Genomic DNA, 19,411 nt, shown 5'->3' with positions numbered 1-19,411 from the left:
CATCCCGTCTGATCAGGCCTGCCGATAGAAACTCACCTTTGGAGAGTGCTTATGTCCATCAGCTATCGTTCCCGGGAAGTGCCCGCCGTCCTGATTGAACCGACCTATCGCCGTATCCGCCTGAAGCTGGGTGAAGAGGTGATCGCCGACAGTACGCAGGCCATCGTCATCTACGAAAATGGCGGTCACCCCGTTTACTACCTGCCGAAATCGGACTTCCGTGCTGATCTTCTCCAGCCGTCGGAAAAGACGGGGGAATCGCCGGTGCTCGGGGCAAGACGCTACTGGTCGCTCAAGGACGCTGAGGGTAGCGCCTGGAGCTATGAAAACGTGCCACAAGGCGTGCCTGAACTCGCCGGTTATGCAACTGTGGCGTGGAGCGCCGTGCGCTGGTTTGAGGAAGATGAGGAAATCTTCGGTCATCCGCGCAATGTTCACTGGCGAGTCGATACGATCGACAGCAAGCGCCGTGTGGAGGTCTTTGTCGATGGCACGCTGGTTGCCCGCACGAACCGCGCGGTTTTCCTGTTCGAGACCAGTCTGATCCCGCGCTATTACTTTCCCGTGGAAGACCTGGTTGCCGGCACGCTGGCGAATAGTGCGCTGCACACCTATTGCCCCTATAAGGGCAGGGCGTCCTACTATCACTTCGATCTCGATGGAAAGCGCCACGAGAACATCGTCTGGTATTATCCGGAGCCGCTCCACGAAAGCGGACGGATCAAGGGATTGATCTCGTTCTACAATGAAAAGGTTGATGAAATCCGCGTCAGCGCCGGGGATGCGGAATGATGCATATCGGCCTGTCACTGACGCCGTTCGGCCATCATCCGACCGCCTGGCGCGTAAAAAGCGGCCAGCTGGACGCGCTCGATTTCAGTCACATAGCGGCGCAGGTGAAGAAGGCGGAAGCAGGCGGACTGGATTTCGTCCTGTTGGCGGATAGCTTTGGCGAGCGGCCTCATGATGATCTGTCGCCGCTTGCCCTGCCGTTCGAGCCAACCATGCTGGTCTCGGCACTGGCGACGGCGACGCGCAGCATCGGCCTGATTGCCGCCGCAGCGACGCATCAGCATGAACCGTACAATCTCGCCCGGCGTTTTGCGTCCCTCGATCTGATTGGCGGGGGGCGTACCGGCTGGAATGTCATCGGCTCCCATGATCCTGATCGTGATCGGGACTATCTTGCCGTGGTATCCGGGCTCTGGGACAGCTGGGAGCACGACGCCTTTGTCTATGACAAGGCTCGGGGGCGGTTTTTCGAACCTGACAAAATGCATGTTCTCAACCACAAGGGTGCGTATTTCACGGTTCGCGGCCCGCTCAATGTCAATCCGTCACCACAGGGCAGACCGGTGATCAGCCATGTCCTGACTCCGGATACGCTCGACACTGCAGCGCTGGCGGATGTGGTTTTCCTGCCAGAGACAACGCCGGATGCATGGAAAGCGCTTGCCACCAGTCTGCTTGAACGCCTCGTGGCGCATGGACGCCAGCGTGAGGATATCAGGCTGCTCGCGAACATCGTTCCCTCCATCGGCACCGCTTCGGACATTGCCGACCAGATGCAGGAGCAGGCAGCTGTGGCCGGTCTCGACGGATTTGTCGCCCTGCCGGCAATTGCGCCCGAAGGTGTTGCCAGCTTCGTTGATGAGGTTGTTCCGGAACTTCGGCAGCGCGGTGTGTTCCGTCATGCTTATGACGCCACGACCCTGCGCGGCCATCTCGGCCTTGCGCATCCGGCTCGTCTGGAGCGTGCATCATGAGCGCGGACCAGATGAAACTCGGTGCCTTTCTCATGGCGGGCGGGCATCATATCGCCGCCTGGCGCCATCCCGATGCCCATGCCAATGCCGGGGCTGATATCGGCCATTTCATTCAGCTGGCGCAGACGGCCGAACGGGCAAAATTCGACATGGTCTTCATCGAAGACGCTGCGGCCATTCGCGAGCGCAACCCGGAGATTGCCAGCCAGGCAGCGCGCTCGACCAGTTTCGAACCGCTCAGTCTGCTGGCGGCGCTGGCGGTCAATACTTCCCATATCGGTCTCGTTGCCACGGCCTCCACCACCTATAACGAGCCTTACGGCCTGGCGCGGACATTCGCCGCGCTCGATCAGCTCAGCGGGGGCCGTGCCGGGTGGAATCTGGTAACATCCGCCAGCGATCTTGAAGCGGAGAACTTTGTCTCGAGCGGCTTGCGGCCGCATGGCCAGCGTTATGAGCGGGCAGAGGAATTTGCCGAAGCTGCTACTGCGGTCTGGGACAGCGTGGATGACGGCGCCTATGTCATCGACGCGAAGCGGGGCATCTATGCCGATCCGGCAAGACTTCATCCGGTCGATCACCATGGCACGCATTTCATCGTCACCGGCGTGCTGGACAGCCGGAGATCGCCGCAGGGCAGGCCGCTGATGGTACAGGCCGGGGCGTCGGATGTCGGCAAGGACCTTGCCGCCCGTACCGCCGACGTGGTCTTTTCCGCCGCCCAGACCATGGGCGAGGCACAGGCCTTCTATGCCGACGTCAAAGCCCGGTTGGCGAAATTCGGGCGGCAGGCAGACGATCTCAAGATCATGCCCGGTGTTTCGCCTATCGTCGGCGAAACCGAAAGCGAAGCACGGGCAAAATACGATGTGCTGCAGGAACTGATCCCCGATCAGGTCGGCGTGGCACTGCTTGCCAGCTATCTCAGCCTCAAGGACCTGTCGGCCCATCCGCTTGATGGGCCTTTGCCGGATATGCCGCAAACCGATGGCATTCAGAGCCGGCAGCAGCTCATCATCGATCTCGGCCGGCGGGAGAATCTGTCCATCCGGCAGCTGGCACGGCATTTCGCCGGTGCGCGCGGCCATTGGCAACTGATCGGCACGCCCGTCCAGATTGCCGACGCGCTGGAAGAGCGGTTTCGCGGCAGGGCGGCCGACGGGTTCAATGTCATGCCGCCGCTCTTTCCCACGGGGCTCGACGATTTTGTAAGACTGGTCGTGCCGGAATTGCAGCGCCGGGGCCTCTTTCGCACGGAATATGAAGGGCGCACGCTGCGGGAAAATCTGGGCGTCAGAACACCGGCCCGTTCGTCATGAGCAGAGAAAGAAAAGCATGAAACCGATCTATATCGACTATCTGAATGCCCTCGACATCGAGGCGCTTGCGCTGACCGATGCGGAGATTTTGGCGGCAATCGAGACCTCGCTCGCCGCGCAGGGCAACGGCCAGACCGTGATCGAGCCGCGAGTGCATCTGGAGCCTGATGAAACGTTTCATGGCCATTTCAACGTGCTGCGTGGCTATGTGGCGCCGCTCAATCTGGCAGGCGTCAAGATCGTCGGGGACTTCGTTGATAATTATAAGCTGAACTATCCCTCCGAATTCGGTGTGCTCAACCTGTTTGATCCGCGCACAGGCGCACCAAAGGCCATTCTCGATGCCACTGTCATCACCGATGTGCGGACCGGTGCGATCACCGCTCTCGGTGCAAAACATCTGGCGCGCAGGAATTCCAAGGTGCTTGGCCATATCGGCGCGCGCGGCACAGCCTACTGGAATGTGCGGCTGCTCGATCATCTCTATGACTTCGATGAAATCCGCGTGCATTCGCGCCGCCCGGAAAGCCGCGACGCCTTCGCGAAAAAACTCTCGGATGATCTCGGCAAGCCGATAACCGTTACCGACAACTGGCAGGCCTGCGTCGAGGGTGCTGATATCGTGGTCGAGGCATCGCGCCTGCCTGAGCCACGACCGATGCTCAAGACCGAATGGATCAAGCCCGGTGCCTTCGTCGTGCCCTACGGCACGATGAGCGCGGTGGAACTGTCGCTCACCGACATCATGGACAAGCTGGTGGTGGATGACTGGGGCCAGTGCAAGGGCGGTAAATTCGGCTCGCTGCGCGCCCATGTCGAGGCGGGCAAGCTGTCCGAACAGACATTGCATGCGGAACTTGGCCAGATCGTCGCCGGTCACAGGACGGGACGCGAGAACGACGGTGAAACCATCCTGTTCTGGCACAGGGGCCTGTCGCTCAGCGATATCGCGCTCGGCTATGCCATGCTCGAAAAAGCCAAGGCGAACAATATCGGCCAGAGGCTGCGGTTCGCATGAACACGCTTGTTCTCACGGGTTCAGGCATCACCATCGCCGATATTACAGCCGTCGCACGCAAGGATGTTATCGTCACGGTGACGCCCGATGTATTGGCCAGACTGACCCGGGCGAGGGCCGTGCTCGATGCTGCTGCTGCTTCCGGGCAACATATCTACGGCCTAAACACGGGGCTTGGCGCCAATCTCAGGACGACGGTTGCCGATGAAACCGGTCAGTTCCAGCAGCAGCTGGTGCGCGGACGGGGTGCCGGTGTCGGTCCAGTGCTGCCGCGCGACGAAACCCGTGCTGTCATGGCGGCGCGCCTGTCCATGCTGGCGGTTGGCGGCTCCGGCCTGTCGCCTGACGTCTTTGCCGATCTGCTGGCACTGATCAATCACAAGGTGCACCCGCTTGTTCCATCCATCGGTTCGATCGGCGCGGGTGATCTTGTTCTGCTGTCGGCCATTGCCCAGACCCTGATCGGCGAGGGGCAGGCCGAATATGAAGGCGCGGTGTTTGCCTCCGCCGAAGCCCTGTCGAAGGCCGGTCTGCGACCCTCCACACTTGGTCCGAAGGACGGGCTGTCGCTTCTCAACGCTTCGGCAGTCTCGGTGGGGAAGGGCGCACTGGCCTTGAGCGATGCCACGACCCTGCTCGAATGGCAGCGGCAGGCCGCTGCACTCAGCTTTGAAGGGCTCGGCGGCAACCCGCTGATCCTCCACCCGGCCATCCAGCAGGCACGCCCTGCGGCCGGACAAATACAGGAAGCGGAAAGGCTCCTTGCCCGTCTTGAAGGCTCGTCGCTGCATGAAGCGCGTGCGGCCATTCAGGACCCGCTCAGCCTGCGCTGTGCCGCATCGATCCATGGGGCGCTGGCGCATGCGCTGGATGCAGCCCGAGAAGCCGTGGAGATCGAGCTGAATGCGGCAGCGGACAATCCGCTGGTGCTTGTTGATGAGAACAGGGTGCTTTCGACGGGCAATTTTCACACGCCGTCCCTGGCACTGGCGTTTGAAACCCTCGGACTTGCTATCGCCCAGACGGCGCTGGCCAGCGCTGCCCGGTTCATTCAGTTGACCGGATCGGGCCGCAATGGCCTGCCGCGTTACCTTTCGTCGGTGGGCGGAGCATCCGCCGGTTTTGTTCCGCTGCAGAAGACGGTTGCGGCGCTTGTCGCCGCGATCCGCCACAAGGCAAATCCTGTGTTGCTGGATTTCCTGCCCGTATCCGAAGGGGTGGAAGATCACGCCACCCAGACACTTCTGGCGGTGGCCAAGTGCGCCGATATGCTCGATCTCTGGCGGCATCTTGTTGCCTGCGAGATGATGGCCGGGGCACAGGCAGTCGATCTGCGTGCGGGCCATCGCTGCGGCCGGGGTACGCAGCAGACTTATGATCTCGTCCGATCCGTTGCCGGGCCTCTCATCGAAGACCGACCGCTCGGACCTGACGTGTCCCGCCTTGCGGCGCGTCTGCAGGACATCGGCGCGTGAGGGAGCTGAAGCTGTTGGCCACCGAGTTACCGCTGAACCTTGGAAGCCAAAAGTGCTGGCGCGTTCACGCAACGCAGACATTCATCGATGAACCATGATTTGAAAGCCGCAACAACGGAACGTTGTGCGCTTCTGCGCGGGGTGGTGATGCAATAGGGGTTGGCTAGTTCGAGCACGTGATTGCAGGCAACGACCAGTTCGCCCGCTTCCACATGGCGGGCACAGAACAACCCCTGCGCCAGCGTTATGCCCAGTCCGCCGCGCGCCAGGTCGAGCGCCGCCATCGACGAGTTGGCGGTCATCCCATGCTGGATATGGCGGCCCGGCGTCACACCGGCGGATGCGAACCAGTTCCGCCATGACGGAAAAGAAGCCCCGGCAGGACCCCAATCAGTGTGGATCAAGGGTGCGGATAGCAAACTTTCTGGAGAGGTCATTGGGCCATGTCCAGTCAGGAAGCGCGGCGAGCACACCGGATAGACCGCATCGGTGCCGATCGCTTCGGTGACATGTTCCGGGTAATGAAAGGCGCCATAGGATAAGCGCATGTCGATGAGATCGCGGTCGAATGGCACCGGATCATCTTCACCTCTGAGGGAGATATCGACCGGACCATGGATATCGACGAATCCCGGCAGACGCGAGGAGAGCCAGCCCATGGCAACGGATGGTGCCACCGACACCACCAGCGAGGATCGCTGATTGCCGCTGCCGAGCTCACGCGACACGCTCCGGAGTTCATTGAAGGCATTGGCAAGCCGCGGAAAAATCTCCAATCCGGCCTCGGTCAGCACGACACGCCGGTTGATGCGATGAAACAGCTTGCGTCCGACTTGATCCTCGAGCGTGCGGATGAGCTGACTGACTGCCGCGGCCGAAATCGCCAGTTCTTCGGATGCAGCGACAAAGCTTCCACAGCGGGCGGCGGCCTCGACCGCCTGCAAGCCACGTAAAGAGGGGATACCTGTCATCCTGCCATTCCGGAAAAGATAAGTTCAGCTTATCTTTCTTGCAGAAATCATCTCTTTTGCAAAGGGAAAGCCTCGCTTATTTTAACCAGCAGCGCAGGAGACAGCCATTCCGGGGAAAGCGCGATCAACGAAACACCTGCCAAAGGAAGGCCCGCCATGCCGCGCCGTCAGATGATCTTAGCTGGCTTTTTCTTCAATCCACAGGGGGATCATCGCCTGTCATGGCGGCATCCGCGTGCACCCGGCCGCGAGTTTCTGGATCTGGATTATTACCGCCGACTGGTCGAAGCAGCGGAGCGGGCCAAGCTCGATACAATCTTCATCGCCGACCATCTCGGCGTCTGGGATACCTATGGAAGCGGGCTGGCACATTATGCCAATCCCAGACTGGAACCATTATCGCTGGTATCGGCTCTATCTGCTGTCACCAAGGACATCGGCTTCATGGTGACAGCGTCGAGTTCCTATAACGAGCCATTCAACACCGCCCGCATGTTTGCTTCGATGGATCATATCAGCAGGGGTCGGGTCGCATGGAACGTGGTGACATCGGCGCTGGAAGAAGAGGCCGCCAACTTTGGCCGCGATGCCAATATCGAACATGCGGTCCGCTATGAGCGCGCCGCCGAGTTCCTCGATGTGGCCAAAGCCTTGTGGGACAGCTGGGAAGACGACGCGCTCGTCATCGACAAGGCAACGGGGCTCTTCGCCCATCGCGAATACATCCATTATCTCGACCATCGGGGAAAGCATTTCAAGGTAAAGGGGCCGCTCAATGTGCCGCGACCGCCGCAGGGCCATCCGGTGATCGTCCAGGCCGGGTCGTCCGACGCGGGCAGGAATCTGGCCGCAGGGCATGCGGACGTGCATTTTGCCGTTATTCGCAGCGAGGCGGAAGGACTGAGCTATCGCGCGGACATCAACAACCGCCTGGCAAAACACGGCCGCTCGCCGGAAAGCTTGAAGCTCCTGCCGGGTATCCTGCCGATCGTCGGCGCCTCGGCATCCGAGGCGCAGGAAAAACAGGACTATCTCGAGACATTGATGCTCGATGAAGTCGCCGTCGATCTTCTTTCCAGTTGGGCAGGGGTGGATTTGTCCCTCTATCCGCTCGATGGGCCCATACCGGATCTGCCCGACGAGGGCACGTTCAATGGCTGGCGCACCTGGCTCACGCTCGTCAAGGACGACGCGAACAAGGGCCTTACCATACGTCAGCTGGCCCGAAAGATCGCCAATACCGGCTCGGTTCCACTCGTTGCGGGGACCCCTTCGCAAGTCGCCGATCAGCTGGAGGCCTGGTTCGTCTCGGGAGCGGCTGACGGATACAACCTGATGTTTCCGCTGCTGCCGGAGGATTGGCTGAATTTCATGCAGACCGTGGTGCCGGAGTTGCAAAGGCGCGGCTTATTCAGAACCGAGTACGAGCCCGGCACCTTGCGCGACCGTCTGGGGCTGGCGCGTCCACAAAACGCATTTGCTGTTCATCGCGAACCAAGTGCCGGCGCACCAGATCGCGTCCGGGCGGGAAAAGCCGGGGTTCGTCCATGAGCAACCGGAAAGTTCTCGCCATATCCGCAAGCCTTTCCGCCACGTCCAAGACCGTAAGGGTCGTCGAGGCGGTCCTGGAAGAATTGCGCGGACAGAAAATCGAGACGGAACACCTTGTTCTGCGGCATCTCGATCCCGGCGCTTTGCTGTCAGCCAACGTCCAGGCTCCGTCAGTGGCGTCGTTCCTTGAAAAGGTTGCCGCTGCGCATGGTCTGATCATCGCCACGCCGATCTACAAAGCATCGTTTTCGGGTCTGTTGAAAGCAGGCCTGGATGTGCTCCCGCAGTTTGCACTGGCTGGAAAGGTTGTCCTGCCGCTTGGCACCGGCGGCAGCCTCGCCCATGTCCTGGCGCTTGATTACGGTCTGCGGCCGGTGTTTCAGTCAATGGGCGCGCGCCATGTCGTCCAGTCGCACTACGTGTGCGAGAGCGATTTTCCCAAAACCGGCGAAATGATATCGCTGCTCGACCCGCTTTGGGCCGCGCTTCGTCACGCCTGCGATAACTTCATCTATTCCCTGACAGATGATGAAAGGGCTGCAATGCTTGGACATCCGCGCGGCCGTACCGTTGCGTAACTGGCGAAGAATTCAGACCACGCTGCCGCGGGAAGATATCGAAATTGACTATCAGCGTGTCGGCCAGCCGCTTTGTGGCTATATGTTGCCGCTCGAACAGAAAGGTGTGCCGATCATCGGCTCGAGCGATCGGACATGCAACGCGATTTTGGTCCGGTTATCTGGCTATGAAGCGAACCTTGTGATCGTCCCCGACAGTGAGGAATTCCGTGGGGGGCGGTGACTGATAGACGTCATGTGTGCCGATTTCCTCGGGGTAATAGGAAAAGCCTGACAGGGGCGGCGGCTGCATGTCCTTGCGGGTCGTGTCTTCCTGGCGGATGATCATGAACGGATCCGGAATGGCGGCGAGCAGGCGGCGCGTATAGGGATGGACCGGATTGGCGAAAATGCTTTGCCACGGACCTTCCTCAACGATCTGGCCAAAATACATCACGGCGACCCGGTCACTCATATGTTCAACAACACTCAGGTCATGACTGATCATGATGTAAGACAGGTCCAGCCGTTCTTTAAGGTCCAAAAGCAGATTGATAATCTGCGCCCTGATGGATACGTCGAGCGCGGAAACCGGCTCATCCAGAACAATGACTTTCGGGTCGAGGATCAATGCGCGGGCAATCCCGATGCGCTGACGTTGACCGCCCGAAAATTCATGCGGATAGCGCTTCGCCTGCTCCGGTTTCAATCCCACCATTTTCAGGGTCGCCGCAATACGGTCTTCGACTTCACCTTTGTTGCGTAACCCATGTAGCTTCAGCGGCCCAGCAAGGGCCGCGTGAATTGTCTGGCGTGGATTGAGTGACGCATAAGGGTCCTGAAACACCATTTGAGCCATGCGTGCGCGTTGCATGCGTCCCGGCTGGGCTGCGCCGGTGATCGGCCTTCCATCAAAGGAAATGCTGCCCTGCGTGGGGTGCTGCAAACCCAGTATTGTCAGTGCCAGGGTAGATTTGCCACAGCCCGATTCACCGACAATGGACAGGCATTGGTTCTTGTGAAGACTGAGGCTGAGATTATTGATTGCCCGCACAGCTTGATGCGAACGACGGAACAATCCCGCTGATACCGGGAAGCACACGCTCAGATTTTCAATTTGCAACAGAGGTTGGGTTTGATCAGCCATGATGGTAGCACCTCACAAAGCTATCGTCCCCGAGAACGGATGGGCCCGGCACTGCGTCGCGGCAGATTGGCGAGGCGCGCGTACAGCGTGGCTCAAAACGGCAACCGGTGGGAAAAGCGGCAATCGATGGCACGATTCCTTCGATTTCCTGCAAAGGTTTGCGCTCGTTCAGCTTGCGCTGCCCTAAGACCGGTAATGAAGCGAGCAGGCCATGCGTGTAAGGGTGAGCTGGATGGCGGAAGAGATCGGCGACTGCCCGTTCTTCAACGAGATGGCCCGCATACATGATGCCAACACGCTGGCACATTTTCGCGATAACGCCCAGGTCGTGACTGATCATCAGAACTGATGTACCGCGTTGATCGCAGAGCTCTTGCATCAGTTTGAGAATTTCCGCCTGAACGGTGACATCGAGCGCGGTCGTGGGTTCGTCGGCAATCAGCAGGTCGGGATGACAGGCCAATGCAATTGCAATCATCACGCGCTGGCGCATGCCGCCTGACATCTGGTGCGGATAGTTCTTGATGCGCTTGTCGGGAGCGGGCACTTGAACCTGTGCCAGTGCGGCGATCGCCTTGCGTTCAGCCTCGTGCCAGGTCGAGCCCTGATGCAAGACGAACATTTCCGCAATCTGACGTCCGACGGTCGCCAGCGGATTGAGCGCGGTCATCGGCTCCTGAAAAATCATGGAGATTCGATTGCCGCGCAGTCTGCGCAGCTCGCTGCCGTTCATCTTCAGAAGGTTCTGGCCCTTGAACAGGATTTCACCCTGTCCAACCGCAAGCGGCCTGTTGAGAAGACCTATCAGCGACAAAGCGGTGATGCTCTTGCCACATCCGCTTTCGCCGACGAGTCCGAATGTCTCGCCGGCACCGATCGAAAAAGAAACGTTTTCAACGACATTCAGTCGTTCTTGCCCAGAACGCATATCGATATGCAGATTCCTGACCTCAAGCAAAGGGGGAGCGCTCATGCCTTGCGTGTCCTCATATGCGGATCGAGGTAGTCGCGCAGCCCATCTCCAAACAGATTGAGGCCGAGCACGGTCAGAAATATAGCGATCCCCGGGAATATGGCTGCCCAAGGGGCGACGGCGATCAATTCGCGTGCATCCGTCAGCATGCTGCCCCAGCTTGGGAAGGGCGGTCTGATGCCGAGTCCCAGATAGGAAAGCGCTGCTTCGGCAAGAATGGCATCACCCATGCCAAGCGTCCCGATCACGAGGATGGGGCCGATCATATTGGGCAGGATCTGCGTGATCATGATGCGGATATCACTATAGCCAAGCGTCTTGGCAGCTTGCACATAGCCCTGGCTCTTCAGCGACAACGCTGATGAACGCGCAATCCGGCAGGTCCATGACCAGTTGGTCAGTCCAAGTGCGATCAGCAAACTGCCGAGGCCAGGGCCGAGAATGGCCATAATCGCCAGCGCAAAAATCAGTGAGGGGATCGACAGCATCACATTGGTAAGCCCGCTGACGAATTCATCCCATCTGCCGCCGATATAGCCAGCGGATATGCCAAACAGCAGGCCTATGCAGCTGTTGATCAACTGTGAAACGACACCCACCGTCAGCGATACACGGGACCCGTAAAGCACCCTGCTGAACACATCGCGGCCTTGCGAGTCGGTTCCGAACCAGAAATCGGCATTCGGGGGCAATTCCGCATTCATCAAATTGGCATCAAGGACCGGATCGTGATGCACGAACAAAGGTGCAAACACGCCCAGCGTCAGGATAATCAGGCAGATGGCGCCACCGAAGAGGAGGTTGAAACGCAGTCGCATATCCGTCACCCGTGGCTGATACGCGGGTCAATGACCGCGTAAAGAACATCGACAACCGTATTGATGATCAAAAACCACAATACAATCATGAGGATGGCACCCTGTACCACCGGTATGTCCCGCATGGAAACACTGTCGACGAGAAGGGAACCAAGGCCAGGCCATGAGAAAAGCTTCTCGATCACCACGGCCTGTCCCATCAAAGAGCCGAATTGCAGTCCAACCGTGGTGATGATTAACACGAGCGCATTGCGCATCAGGTGCCATGTGACGAGACGATAGGCATTCATGCCCTTCGAGCGGGCGGTGCGAATGAAGTCTGCGCTCATCACGTCGAGAACCGCCGCCCGCGTGGTCCGGGCAAGCAGCGCCAGAGGCGCCACGCTGAGCGTCACGGCCGGCAGGATCAGATTGCGTATTCCGCCATCGCCATAACCGAAACTCGGCAGCCAGCCCAATGTGAGTGCAAAGACATACATAGCCAGCAGCCCCAGCCAGAACTGCGGTAGCGACAGGCCCGAAACGGCTGCAATCATCGTGGCCGTGTCCAGAAGGCTCCCTGGTTTGAGCGCCGCGACGAACCCAAGCGGCACGCCAATGAGGATGGCGATCGCCATTGCAGCGATGGCCAGTTTCATGGTTGGCCATGCCCGTTCCAGCAACATGTGGGTGACGGGTTGGCGCGTACGGAAAGACTGTCCGAGATCGAGTTGCGCGAGATTGACGACGTAGCTACCGAACCGCTGATAGACGGGCTTGTCCAGCCCGAATTCCTTGTTCATCTGTTCGACGACTTTCGGATCATTGCGACCCTTGCCATCAGCGATGAGACTTGATGTGAAGCTGCCCGGTATCACGCTGAAAATCACAAAGATCAGCAAAGATACCGCCAGAATGGTCGGTATCATCTGCAGAACTCGCCGAATGACAAATCGAAGCAACGGATCCATGTCCTTTCGTTCGGATGGCGGTCGCGTCTGCCTTGGCCGGCATAGTGGCCCCGATACGTCCCTCATGCCGCTTGATGTTGGGAGATGAGGATGCGTGCACAGCGCTTCACGCGAGATGAAAAGGCTGACCCGCCGTCATGTCGTTGACGGCGGGCAGGCACCGTTGCCTCAGCGGCCCGATGGGGCGCCGTCGCCTACCCAGAGTTGTTCATAAGACTGGATGGCGAGCTCCGCCGAGTTTGGCTGCAAACCATGCAGCCAGGGCTGATAGGCCATAACTGCCTTGTTGTAATTGAAGAACCAGCCGGGGGCCTCATCCTGCAGCAGATTATTCGCCTGGCGCAAAAGATCATTCTTCTGCTCTTCCGTCGGCGCGCTCAATGCTGCCTCATACAGTTTGTCAAAGTCCTTGTTGTTGAACTTGTAATAATTGCAGGCTGACTGTGAGGTCTTTGAATAGAAGCACTGCATCGCTGTCATTGGATCAGGACCGCTTTCCAGGGACCACATGAAGGACTGGAAATCACCGGCTGGGACCACCTCGGACAGAACAGCTGCTTCAACCGGCTTGGCTTTGACTTTGATGCCGACTTTATCGAGCATCGGAATAATCGCTTCGACGATGGTCAAACCCCAGCTTTCGTTCTGGGTGGCGGTCAGTTCAAACTCAAATCCATCGGGATAGCCGGCTTCCTTCAAAAGCGCCTTGGCTTTCTCGGGATCATAAGGATAGGGTTTGGCGGCTTTATCGAAGGCGGGCGAGGAAAGCGGCAACCAGCTCACTGCGCGATAGGCCTTATCCTTACCCAGGCGCTTGATGATCAGATCGGAATCGATCGCATAGTTGATGGCCTGGCGGACCCGCTTATCCTGAAACGGCTTGAAATCCACGTTGAAGCCGACGAGACGCGTATAGACCTCGGCCACTTCCAAGATATTCTTCGACAGTTCCGGATCATTCTTATAGGCAACATACTGCGCCGGTCCGAGCACCGAGACATCGACCTCCTTGTTGCGGAAAGCGACGTCGCGCGCCGAGGCTTCGCCCATGATCATGATGTTGATCTTATCGGCATGCGGCTTGTCAGCTCCGTAGAACTTGTCCCATTTTTCAACGGTCAGACGTGAGCCCGGAATATATTCGGCGAACTTATAAGGTCCAAGGCCGATCGGATGGCTCTTGAAGCTGTCCTTGTCGGCTTCACCCAACGGATAGATCACCGTGCTTGGCTGCATGAGCTGGAACGCCGGATTGACGGGTTCATTGAAGGTGATTTCCAGCGTGTAATCGTCGATCTTCTTCAAGCCGGCAATATCCTTTGCCTTGCCGTCGGAATAGTCACTTGCACCCTTGATTGTGCCGATGTACCGCGCGCCCGTATAGGCCTTGCCGGGCGTCATGATGCGCTTGTAGCTGTCGATGATATCATCGGCAGTCATCTTCTTGTCATTGTGGAAAAACGCGTCCTGACGCAGCTTGTACGTGTAAGTCAGGCGATCAGCCGAAGCACTGACATCGGTTGCCAGATCCAGCACCGGCTTGTTGGCATTGCCGTCCCAGGCATAAAGTCGTCTGTGAATGGCCTTGGTGACAAACTCATCCTGTGTTGCCGGGCTCGCCTGGTTATCAAGCGTGCCAAAGCTCGAACCATAGGGAGCAACGAAATTAATCGTGCCGCCTTTGCGTGGCGCTTCCGCGGATGCCGACATAGCCACACCGGCAAGCAGCACGGCAGCCAGAGTTGATTGGAGCACGAACCGTTTGTACATTGAGTGTTTCCCCCTGTTATGATTATGCACGGTATTGGTAGGTTCTAATCTCGCGTGAAAACGATTTCCCCGCCTCTCAAGGTCATATTGCACTGGGTTTCGTGCAGGATTTCTTCCGGTGTCGCGGTCAACAGATTGCGTGAGAAGATCGCGATATCAGCAACCTGCCCGGGGACCAAACGACCCTTGATGTGTTCCTGTTTTTGGGAGAAAGCCCCATATTCGGTATAAACGCGCAGCGCATCTTCGATGGAAACGGATTGTGCGGCATCCATCACCGTCCCTTTCCAGGTTTTGCGCGTCAGCATCGTGTACAAATTCGGAAACGGGTCGGGATGGCAGACCGGGCTGTCGCTGCCTGTGGCAGGCTTGAAACCGAGATCGGCCCAGGTCTTCAACGGATAGCTGGAGCGGCTGCGTTCATCGCCCAGAACCGAAATATAGGCATCACCGAAATCATAGATGAAAACCTGCTGGGGGCAGGGATAGATGCCGGCGTTCTGCATGCGATCATGCTGTGAGGAGGTTGAAAATCCGCAATGTTCGATCCGGTGGCGACGGTTTGGATCAGGTGTGGCAGCAAGCGCCTTTTCATAAGCCGTAATCAGCTGTTCGATGGCCTGATCGCCGATGGCATGGCAGGCAAGTTGGTAACCCTTGTTGTGGGTATCCAAGACAAGATCCTGCAGTTCAGCATCTGGCAGCATCTGAATGCCGGTATTGTTATCGTCCCCGAGATAGGGTTTGGACATCCAGGCCGTACGCCCGCCCGCCGAACCGTCCAGGAAAATCTTGACGGCGCCAATGGTCAGCATGTCATCGCCAACCCCCGAGACAAGTCCGGCGCGATAACAGTCGGGCACAATCGATTTGCCGGGGTCGCCAAGTAAAACCAGCCAGCTGCGAACCGGTAGCCGATTGTCACGCCGGGCAATCTGATAGGCGCGAATTTCGTTAAAGCCGGCAAGGTGCCCGACCGCAGCATCCATGACCGACGTGATGCCATAGGAGAGCAGCATTTTCCCGGCTGTTTCGATCGCTTCGATCAATTGGTTTTCATCGGGATCTGGAATGGCGGCACGCAGAACGTCTTGGGCATTTTCAGCGACCATACCGGTCAAGACGCCATTTCTCTGCTCGATCATGCCACCCGACGGAGCGGCATAGGCTTCGTCGACACCCGCCTTGGCGAAAGCTACGGAATTGAAGATTGAAACATGACCACAGGCCCGCGTCAGCATGACCGGATGGTCGGGCGCAACCTGATCCAGCTCCGATTTCAAGGGGTGGCGGCCCGTATCCAGCTTGGTCTGGTCATAGCCGCGCGCCAGAATCCATTCGCCCTTGGGAAGGCTGGCAGCTTTGGCTCCGATTGCGTCAAGCAGAGCTTCAAGTGTTGGAAGCTTAGCCGGCGTTGCATCGATCCATTGGAGTGTTAAGCCAGTAGAAATCAAATGCAGATGTGCATCGTTAAGGCCGGGCGTTGCGAATGCTCCGTGGAGATCGACGAGCTTTGTATGCGCGCCTTGCAGTTCCAGCATTTCAGCGGATGAGCCTGTTGCAAGGATCTTGCCTTGCCATATCGCCAGCGCTTCAACGACGCCTTCTTCGTATCCGCACCAGATGTTACCATTGTGCAAAATGCTGTCTGCAGCGACCAGTTTTGGTGGAGTCATGAAGCACGGTTCCCGTCATGCTTGTGTTTTTTTAAAGACTTCCATCATCTCAAATGGATTGCAAGCTACGGAAACCACATTATTTTTCATCGAATTGATATGCTGGCTGTTGATTGGTAAACAGATCGACGACGCGGGCGTCGATCTGCCGAAACAGTTGTATCAAGGCCAAAGTCTAACTCACGTAACGTCATTGATTTGGGAATGTTGCTCGTTAGGATTACTCTTCCAATCAACGGGGTATTTTGCTCATGACACCTGACGAGCTGAAGATAGTACGGCGCGCCTATGCGATGCAGATCGCAGCAGCTGCAGGGATCGCTGACGAACCCGTAGAGGACGCATTTGCGACCGTGCCGCGAGAGGATTATCTGGGGCCGGGACCGTGGCCCGTCCTGCGTTGGCAGGAAGCCTATACTCCGACGCCCACCGCCGATCCGGTTTATCTCTACACCGACAGTCTTGTCGGAATTCTGCCTGAACGGCATATCAACAACGGGCAACCCTCGCTGCATGCTTTCCTTCTTTCACAGAGCACGTCGCGAGAAGGCGAACACATCGTGCATGTGGGCGCGGGCGTTGGCTATTATTCGGCGATTATGGCGCAACTCGTTGGTCCATCCGGCAAGGTGACCGCGATCGAATATGACCCGGAACTTGCTGAAAGGGCCCGCGTAAACCTTGCCGGGTATTCGAACGTTTGCTTGATACAGGGCGATGGAAGCAAAGTTGACTTCGAATCCGCAGACCTGATCTATGTCAACGCGGGCGCTACGAAGCCCGCAGATATCTGGCTCGACCGCCTCAAGGAAGGCGGAAGGCTGATCCTTCCGCTCACGACCGAAAAGGGCTTCAGCAGCGATTGGAGCAAAATACAACTCCACGGTGCCGTCTTTCTGATAACGCGCCAAGCAGAGACGTTTTGGGCCAGGTGGATATCACCGGTGGCGATCTTCCCATGCGAGGGGATGCGCGATGCAGCATCAGAAAAAGCGCTCGCGAGAGCCTTTGAGAGCGGCGACTATAAACGGGTTGCTCGCCTCTATCGCACCGACGACATACCAACTGAACGCTGCTGGCTGCGGGCTCCAGGCTGGTCGCTTACCTACGGTTGAGGGACGGTTTCGAGCAAGAGTGCATTTTCCAATATTCCATGGCGCTGGACAAATCAGAGGATCGTTGCTCCCAGCAACCACAACCCAGCCAGGCACAACCCGACGCCGGATAGGCGGGAAAACCAGCGTCCCCTTGCCACAAGCTTTTCGGCAAGGACAAAGATTGCGACGGCCGCAATCCACAGGACATTCATCACCCCGCCGATGAAGAGCAAGCCCATCAGCGCCCAGCAGCATCCAATGCAATAGATGCCGTGGCGAAATCCAAGGGCAACGGAGCCCAACGGGTCACGCCGGAACCCGCCGTGCAGATGAATGAACATGACGGGTGCCTGGCATTGTCTGAGGCAAACATCCTTCAGGGGCGTCCATTGAAACAGCCCGACTGCGATGAGCGTAACCCCACTGAAAATTCCGCTCGCGCTCGTCATCAGGGGGGTGAGCAGCAAGGTGCTCTCCAGTGCCCATTGACCAATGGTCGCCGCACAGGCGAAAGCCGTCCAGGCCAGAAAATAGCCGGCAACGAAAAATCCCGTTGCAGCCAATGGCTTGCCCTGCACCTCGCCGTGACGGCCGACCCGCGCATAGAGCAAAATCATCGGTGCGGCGGAGGGGGTCATCATGCCGATCATCATGACCACCCACATCAACATCGTGACGGCAAATTCGGTCGTGGTCCACGACCGAAACCCGGACATCATCATCACATCGAAGGAAGCCGCGTCCATGCCCTGCATTGCCATGCCATCGCTGTTCATGCTGCGCGCGAGCCAGAGAATATAGGCCCAGGCGATCATCGTGAGCACGGCAAGGGATGCGGCGACGATCAATCGATCGCGTCGAAGTACCGCTTCGAGCGCTGTGGCGCCCGTGGCACTCAATGCACGACACCACTCTGGGTCAGGTGCAGTCTGGCGAACTGTGCATGAGAGTTGGGAATAGACAGCTTCAGGGGACCTTGCGTCTCGGCCCATCCGCGCCCCACTTCGCATGTGTCATATTCAAAACCGTTTGGCAGATTGATGCGCGCCCGATGGGTCTGGCCCGTGACGGGGTTGAGGATCGGCTCGCCGCGAGCCTCGATCCATCCCGGAACGTTCAAGTGCGCCGCACGGCCATTCACATCGACTTCAAAATCTATTTTTGCAAAGACCGGGTCGTGGACTTTCTCGAACGTCGTCGAAAAGACCTGGAAGAAAGTCGCGCCGGGATCGGTATCCAACCCGCTCATGATGCGCAACAGCGCTTCCCGCTGCTCCGCCGAAGCGCGCTCGTCGACGATTGGCACGGCTTGGCCCTTGCCCTCATGGATCGCTCCTGGCCAGGCCACGATCATGGCGCATTTCAACCCGTCCAGTTTGGTGGTTCCGTGATGGCCTTCTTCGATCGTAAGGGCTGCAACCGCGCAGCAATCCCCCCGGGTAGGCAAAGCGTTGAACTGACAGGGGCAACCATAGGCGCAGTTGCAGTGTACGAATTCACGGCCCACGAGAGTCCATTTAACGTCCGTCATTTTCTCCTCCTCATTATTGTTTTATTTTGTTCTTTGTTCTCCAACGGATATTTGACAGTTCATCCGGCGCCGGGCCTGCTTTGCAGGCAGAACAGCGTCGCTCTACCCCGCGATCTGCGAAGCGGCGGACATCAGTTCCTGGGGTGCCGGCACCCCAAACATGTAACGGCCACCTTCGGGTACTTCGGTAAAGCTCCAGCGCACGATACCGTCACGATCGAGCAGAAACTCTCCCACAAGCTGACCTTCACCGGTTGCGATCATCTGGCGGTCGGCTTCGGAAAATTCGTATCCATCCAATTTGTCGAGAAACTCGACCGCTGCCATTGCATTCATCGGTTCGGGTAATTCGCCCGGCATCTCAATGCGCATATTCGTGACGGCCTCTGCGCTGATCTTGCGTGGCCAATCGCTTTCAGCTTCGGTGAATTCGACATTGGGCAGGCCGAATGCCCGGTGCGAGATCCGTTCCGGGTCGGATGCAGCCAGCAGGTTGGGCAATGGGTGATATCTGAAATAGAGCCGGGCGCGGTCGATTGGCGTGTTCACCACAGTCAGACTGTCAATGCCTTTCTCGCGCAGGGCGCCTTCAAGCTGCGACATGGCTGTGATCTGGCGCCGGCAGAACGGGCAATGCAAACCGCGAAACAGGCCTACCAATACCGGTTTGCGGCCACGAAAATCATCGATTGCGACTTTGCCCTGGCGGGTAATCGCGTCAAGCACAACATTGGGTGCCCGGTCGCCCGGCTGTAACGGTCCTTTGATATGAGGCTCCGACATATGCGTCAT

The 19,411-nt window shown here is 58.2% G+C and carries 18 protein-coding genes; 8 read left to right on the top strand and 10 right to left on the bottom strand.

What is annotated here, in order from left to right; genetic code table 11:
- Positions 1–51 precede the first annotated feature (51 nt).
- From ACIQWS_RS19510 to hutH, 5 genes are read left to right on the top strand one after another with little or no spacing between them, the layout of a single operon-like run.
- A complete protein-coding gene (locus tag ACIQWS_RS19510; RefSeq protein WP_403183178.1) occupies positions 52–792 on the top strand; it encodes a DUF427 domain-containing protein in 741 nt (246 codons plus the stop codon).
- A complete protein-coding gene (locus tag ACIQWS_RS19505; RefSeq protein WP_403183175.1) occupies positions 789–1,766 on the top strand; it encodes an LLM class flavin-dependent oxidoreductase in 978 nt (325 codons plus the stop codon). Before ACIQWS_RS19510 ends, ACIQWS_RS19505 begins: the two co-directional genes overlap by 4 nt.
- Complete coding sequence (locus ACIQWS_RS19500) at positions 1,763–3,085, top strand: LLM class flavin-dependent oxidoreductase (RefSeq protein ID WP_403183172.1); 1,323 nt, start codon at positions 1,763–1,765, stop codon at positions 3,083–3,085. The genes ACIQWS_RS19505 and ACIQWS_RS19500 overlap by 4 nt, the downstream gene beginning before the upstream one ends.
- Positions 3,086–3,101: 16 nt before the next feature.
- Entirely contained in the window at positions 3,102–4,103 is a 1,002-nt protein-coding gene (locus tag ACIQWS_RS19495; protein ID WP_403183169.1) for an ornithine cyclodeaminase family protein, read from the top strand.
- On the top strand, positions 4,100–5,578 hold the full coding sequence (gene hutH, locus ACIQWS_RS19490; protein ID WP_403183165.1) for a histidine ammonia-lyase: 1,479 nt from the start codon (positions 4,100–4,102) through the stop codon (positions 5,576–5,578). The genes ACIQWS_RS19495 and hutH overlap by 4 nt, the downstream gene beginning before the upstream one ends.
- 26 nt (positions 5,579–5,604) lie before the next feature.
- Here hutH and ACIQWS_RS19485 read toward each other — a convergent pair whose 3' ends face one another.
- Complete coding sequence (locus tag ACIQWS_RS19485; protein ID WP_403183162.1) at positions 5,605–6,549, bottom strand: LysR substrate-binding domain-containing protein; 945 nt, start codon at positions 6,547–6,549, stop codon at positions 5,605–5,607.
- Positions 6,550–6,705: 156 nt separating this feature from the next.
- On the opposite strand from ACIQWS_RS19485, the gene ACIQWS_RS19480 reads away from it, so the two are divergent.
- Both ACIQWS_RS19480 and ssuE read left to right on the top strand, forming a co-directional pair.
- Entirely contained in the window at positions 6,706–8,100 is a 1,395-nt protein-coding gene (locus ACIQWS_RS19480; RefSeq protein ID WP_403183159.1) for an LLM class flavin-dependent oxidoreductase, read from the top strand.
- Positions 8,097–8,678: an NADPH-dependent FMN reductase gene (gene ssuE, locus ACIQWS_RS19475; RefSeq protein WP_403183156.1), complete on the top strand. Its 582-nt coding sequence runs from the start codon at positions 8,097–8,099 to the stop codon at positions 8,676–8,678. The genes ACIQWS_RS19480 and ssuE overlap by 4 nt, the downstream gene beginning before the upstream one ends.
- A gap of 157 nt (positions 8,679–8,835) precedes the next feature.
- Here ssuE and ACIQWS_RS19470 read toward each other — a convergent pair whose 3' ends face one another.
- The 6 genes from ACIQWS_RS19470 to ACIQWS_RS19445 form a co-directional block, all read right to left on the bottom strand.
- A complete protein-coding gene (locus ACIQWS_RS19470; protein WP_403183152.1) occupies positions 8,836–9,804 on the bottom strand; it encodes an ABC transporter ATP-binding protein in 969 nt (322 codons plus the stop codon).
- On the bottom strand, positions 9,797–10,777 hold the full coding sequence (locus ACIQWS_RS19465; protein WP_288193026.1) for an ABC transporter ATP-binding protein: 981 nt from the start codon (positions 10,775–10,777) through the stop codon (positions 9,797–9,799). The genes ACIQWS_RS19470 and ACIQWS_RS19465 overlap by 8 nt, the downstream gene beginning before the upstream one ends.
- On the bottom strand, positions 10,774–11,595 hold the full coding sequence (locus ACIQWS_RS19460; protein ID WP_403183149.1) for an ABC transporter permease: 822 nt from the start codon (positions 11,593–11,595) through the stop codon (positions 10,774–10,776). Before ACIQWS_RS19460 ends, ACIQWS_RS19465 begins: the two co-directional genes overlap by 4 nt.
- Positions 11,596–11,600: 5 nt before the next feature.
- Complete coding sequence (locus ACIQWS_RS19455; protein ID WP_403183664.1) at positions 11,601–12,536, bottom strand: ABC transporter permease; 936 nt, start codon at positions 12,534–12,536, stop codon at positions 11,601–11,603.
- A 177-nt stretch (positions 12,537–12,713) separates the two neighbouring features.
- Entirely contained in the window at positions 12,714–14,315 is a 1,602-nt protein-coding gene (locus ACIQWS_RS19450; RefSeq protein ID WP_403183146.1) for an ABC transporter substrate-binding protein, read from the bottom strand.
- Positions 14,316–14,359: 44 nt separating this feature from the next.
- Complete coding sequence (locus ACIQWS_RS19445) at positions 14,360–15,991, bottom strand: amidohydrolase (protein ID WP_403183143.1); 1,632 nt, start codon at positions 15,989–15,991, stop codon at positions 14,360–14,362.
- A 251-nt stretch (positions 15,992–16,242) separates the two neighbouring features.
- On the opposite strand from ACIQWS_RS19445, the gene ACIQWS_RS19440 reads away from it, so the two are divergent.
- Positions 16,243–17,106: a protein-L-isoaspartate O-methyltransferase gene (locus tag ACIQWS_RS19440; RefSeq protein WP_403183140.1), complete on the top strand. Its 864-nt coding sequence runs from the start codon at positions 16,243–16,245 to the stop codon at positions 17,104–17,106.
- Between the two features lie 53 nt (positions 17,107–17,159).
- Here the strand turns inward: ACIQWS_RS19440 and ACIQWS_RS19435 are convergent, their stop codons facing one another.
- The 3 genes from ACIQWS_RS19435 to ACIQWS_RS19425 all read right to left on the bottom strand — a co-directional run bounded on the left by ACIQWS_RS19435 (position 17,160) and on the right by ACIQWS_RS19425 (position 19,402).
- Complete coding sequence (locus ACIQWS_RS19435) at positions 17,160–17,987, bottom strand: DUF2182 domain-containing protein (protein WP_403183136.1); 828 nt, start codon at positions 17,985–17,987, stop codon at positions 17,160–17,162.
- A complete protein-coding gene (locus tag ACIQWS_RS19430; RefSeq protein WP_346308104.1) occupies positions 17,984–18,619 on the bottom strand; it encodes a DUF1326 domain-containing protein in 636 nt (211 codons plus the stop codon). Before ACIQWS_RS19430 ends, ACIQWS_RS19435 begins: the two co-directional genes overlap by 4 nt.
- Positions 18,620–18,721: 102 nt before the next feature.
- Positions 18,722–19,402, bottom strand: a complete 681-nt coding sequence (locus tag ACIQWS_RS19425) for a peroxiredoxin-like family protein (RefSeq protein WP_346308103.1) — start codon at positions 19,400–19,402, stop codon at positions 18,722–18,724.
- Positions 19,403–19,411: the final 9 nt, after the last annotated feature.

The organism is Phyllobacterium sp. NPDC097923 (genome assembly GCF_044760925.1).
Classification (GTDB): Bacteria; Pseudomonadota; Alphaproteobacteria; order Rhizobiales; family Rhizobiaceae; genus Phyllobacterium; species Phyllobacterium calauticae.
This window is presented reverse-complemented; position numbering and strand designations above follow the sequence as displayed.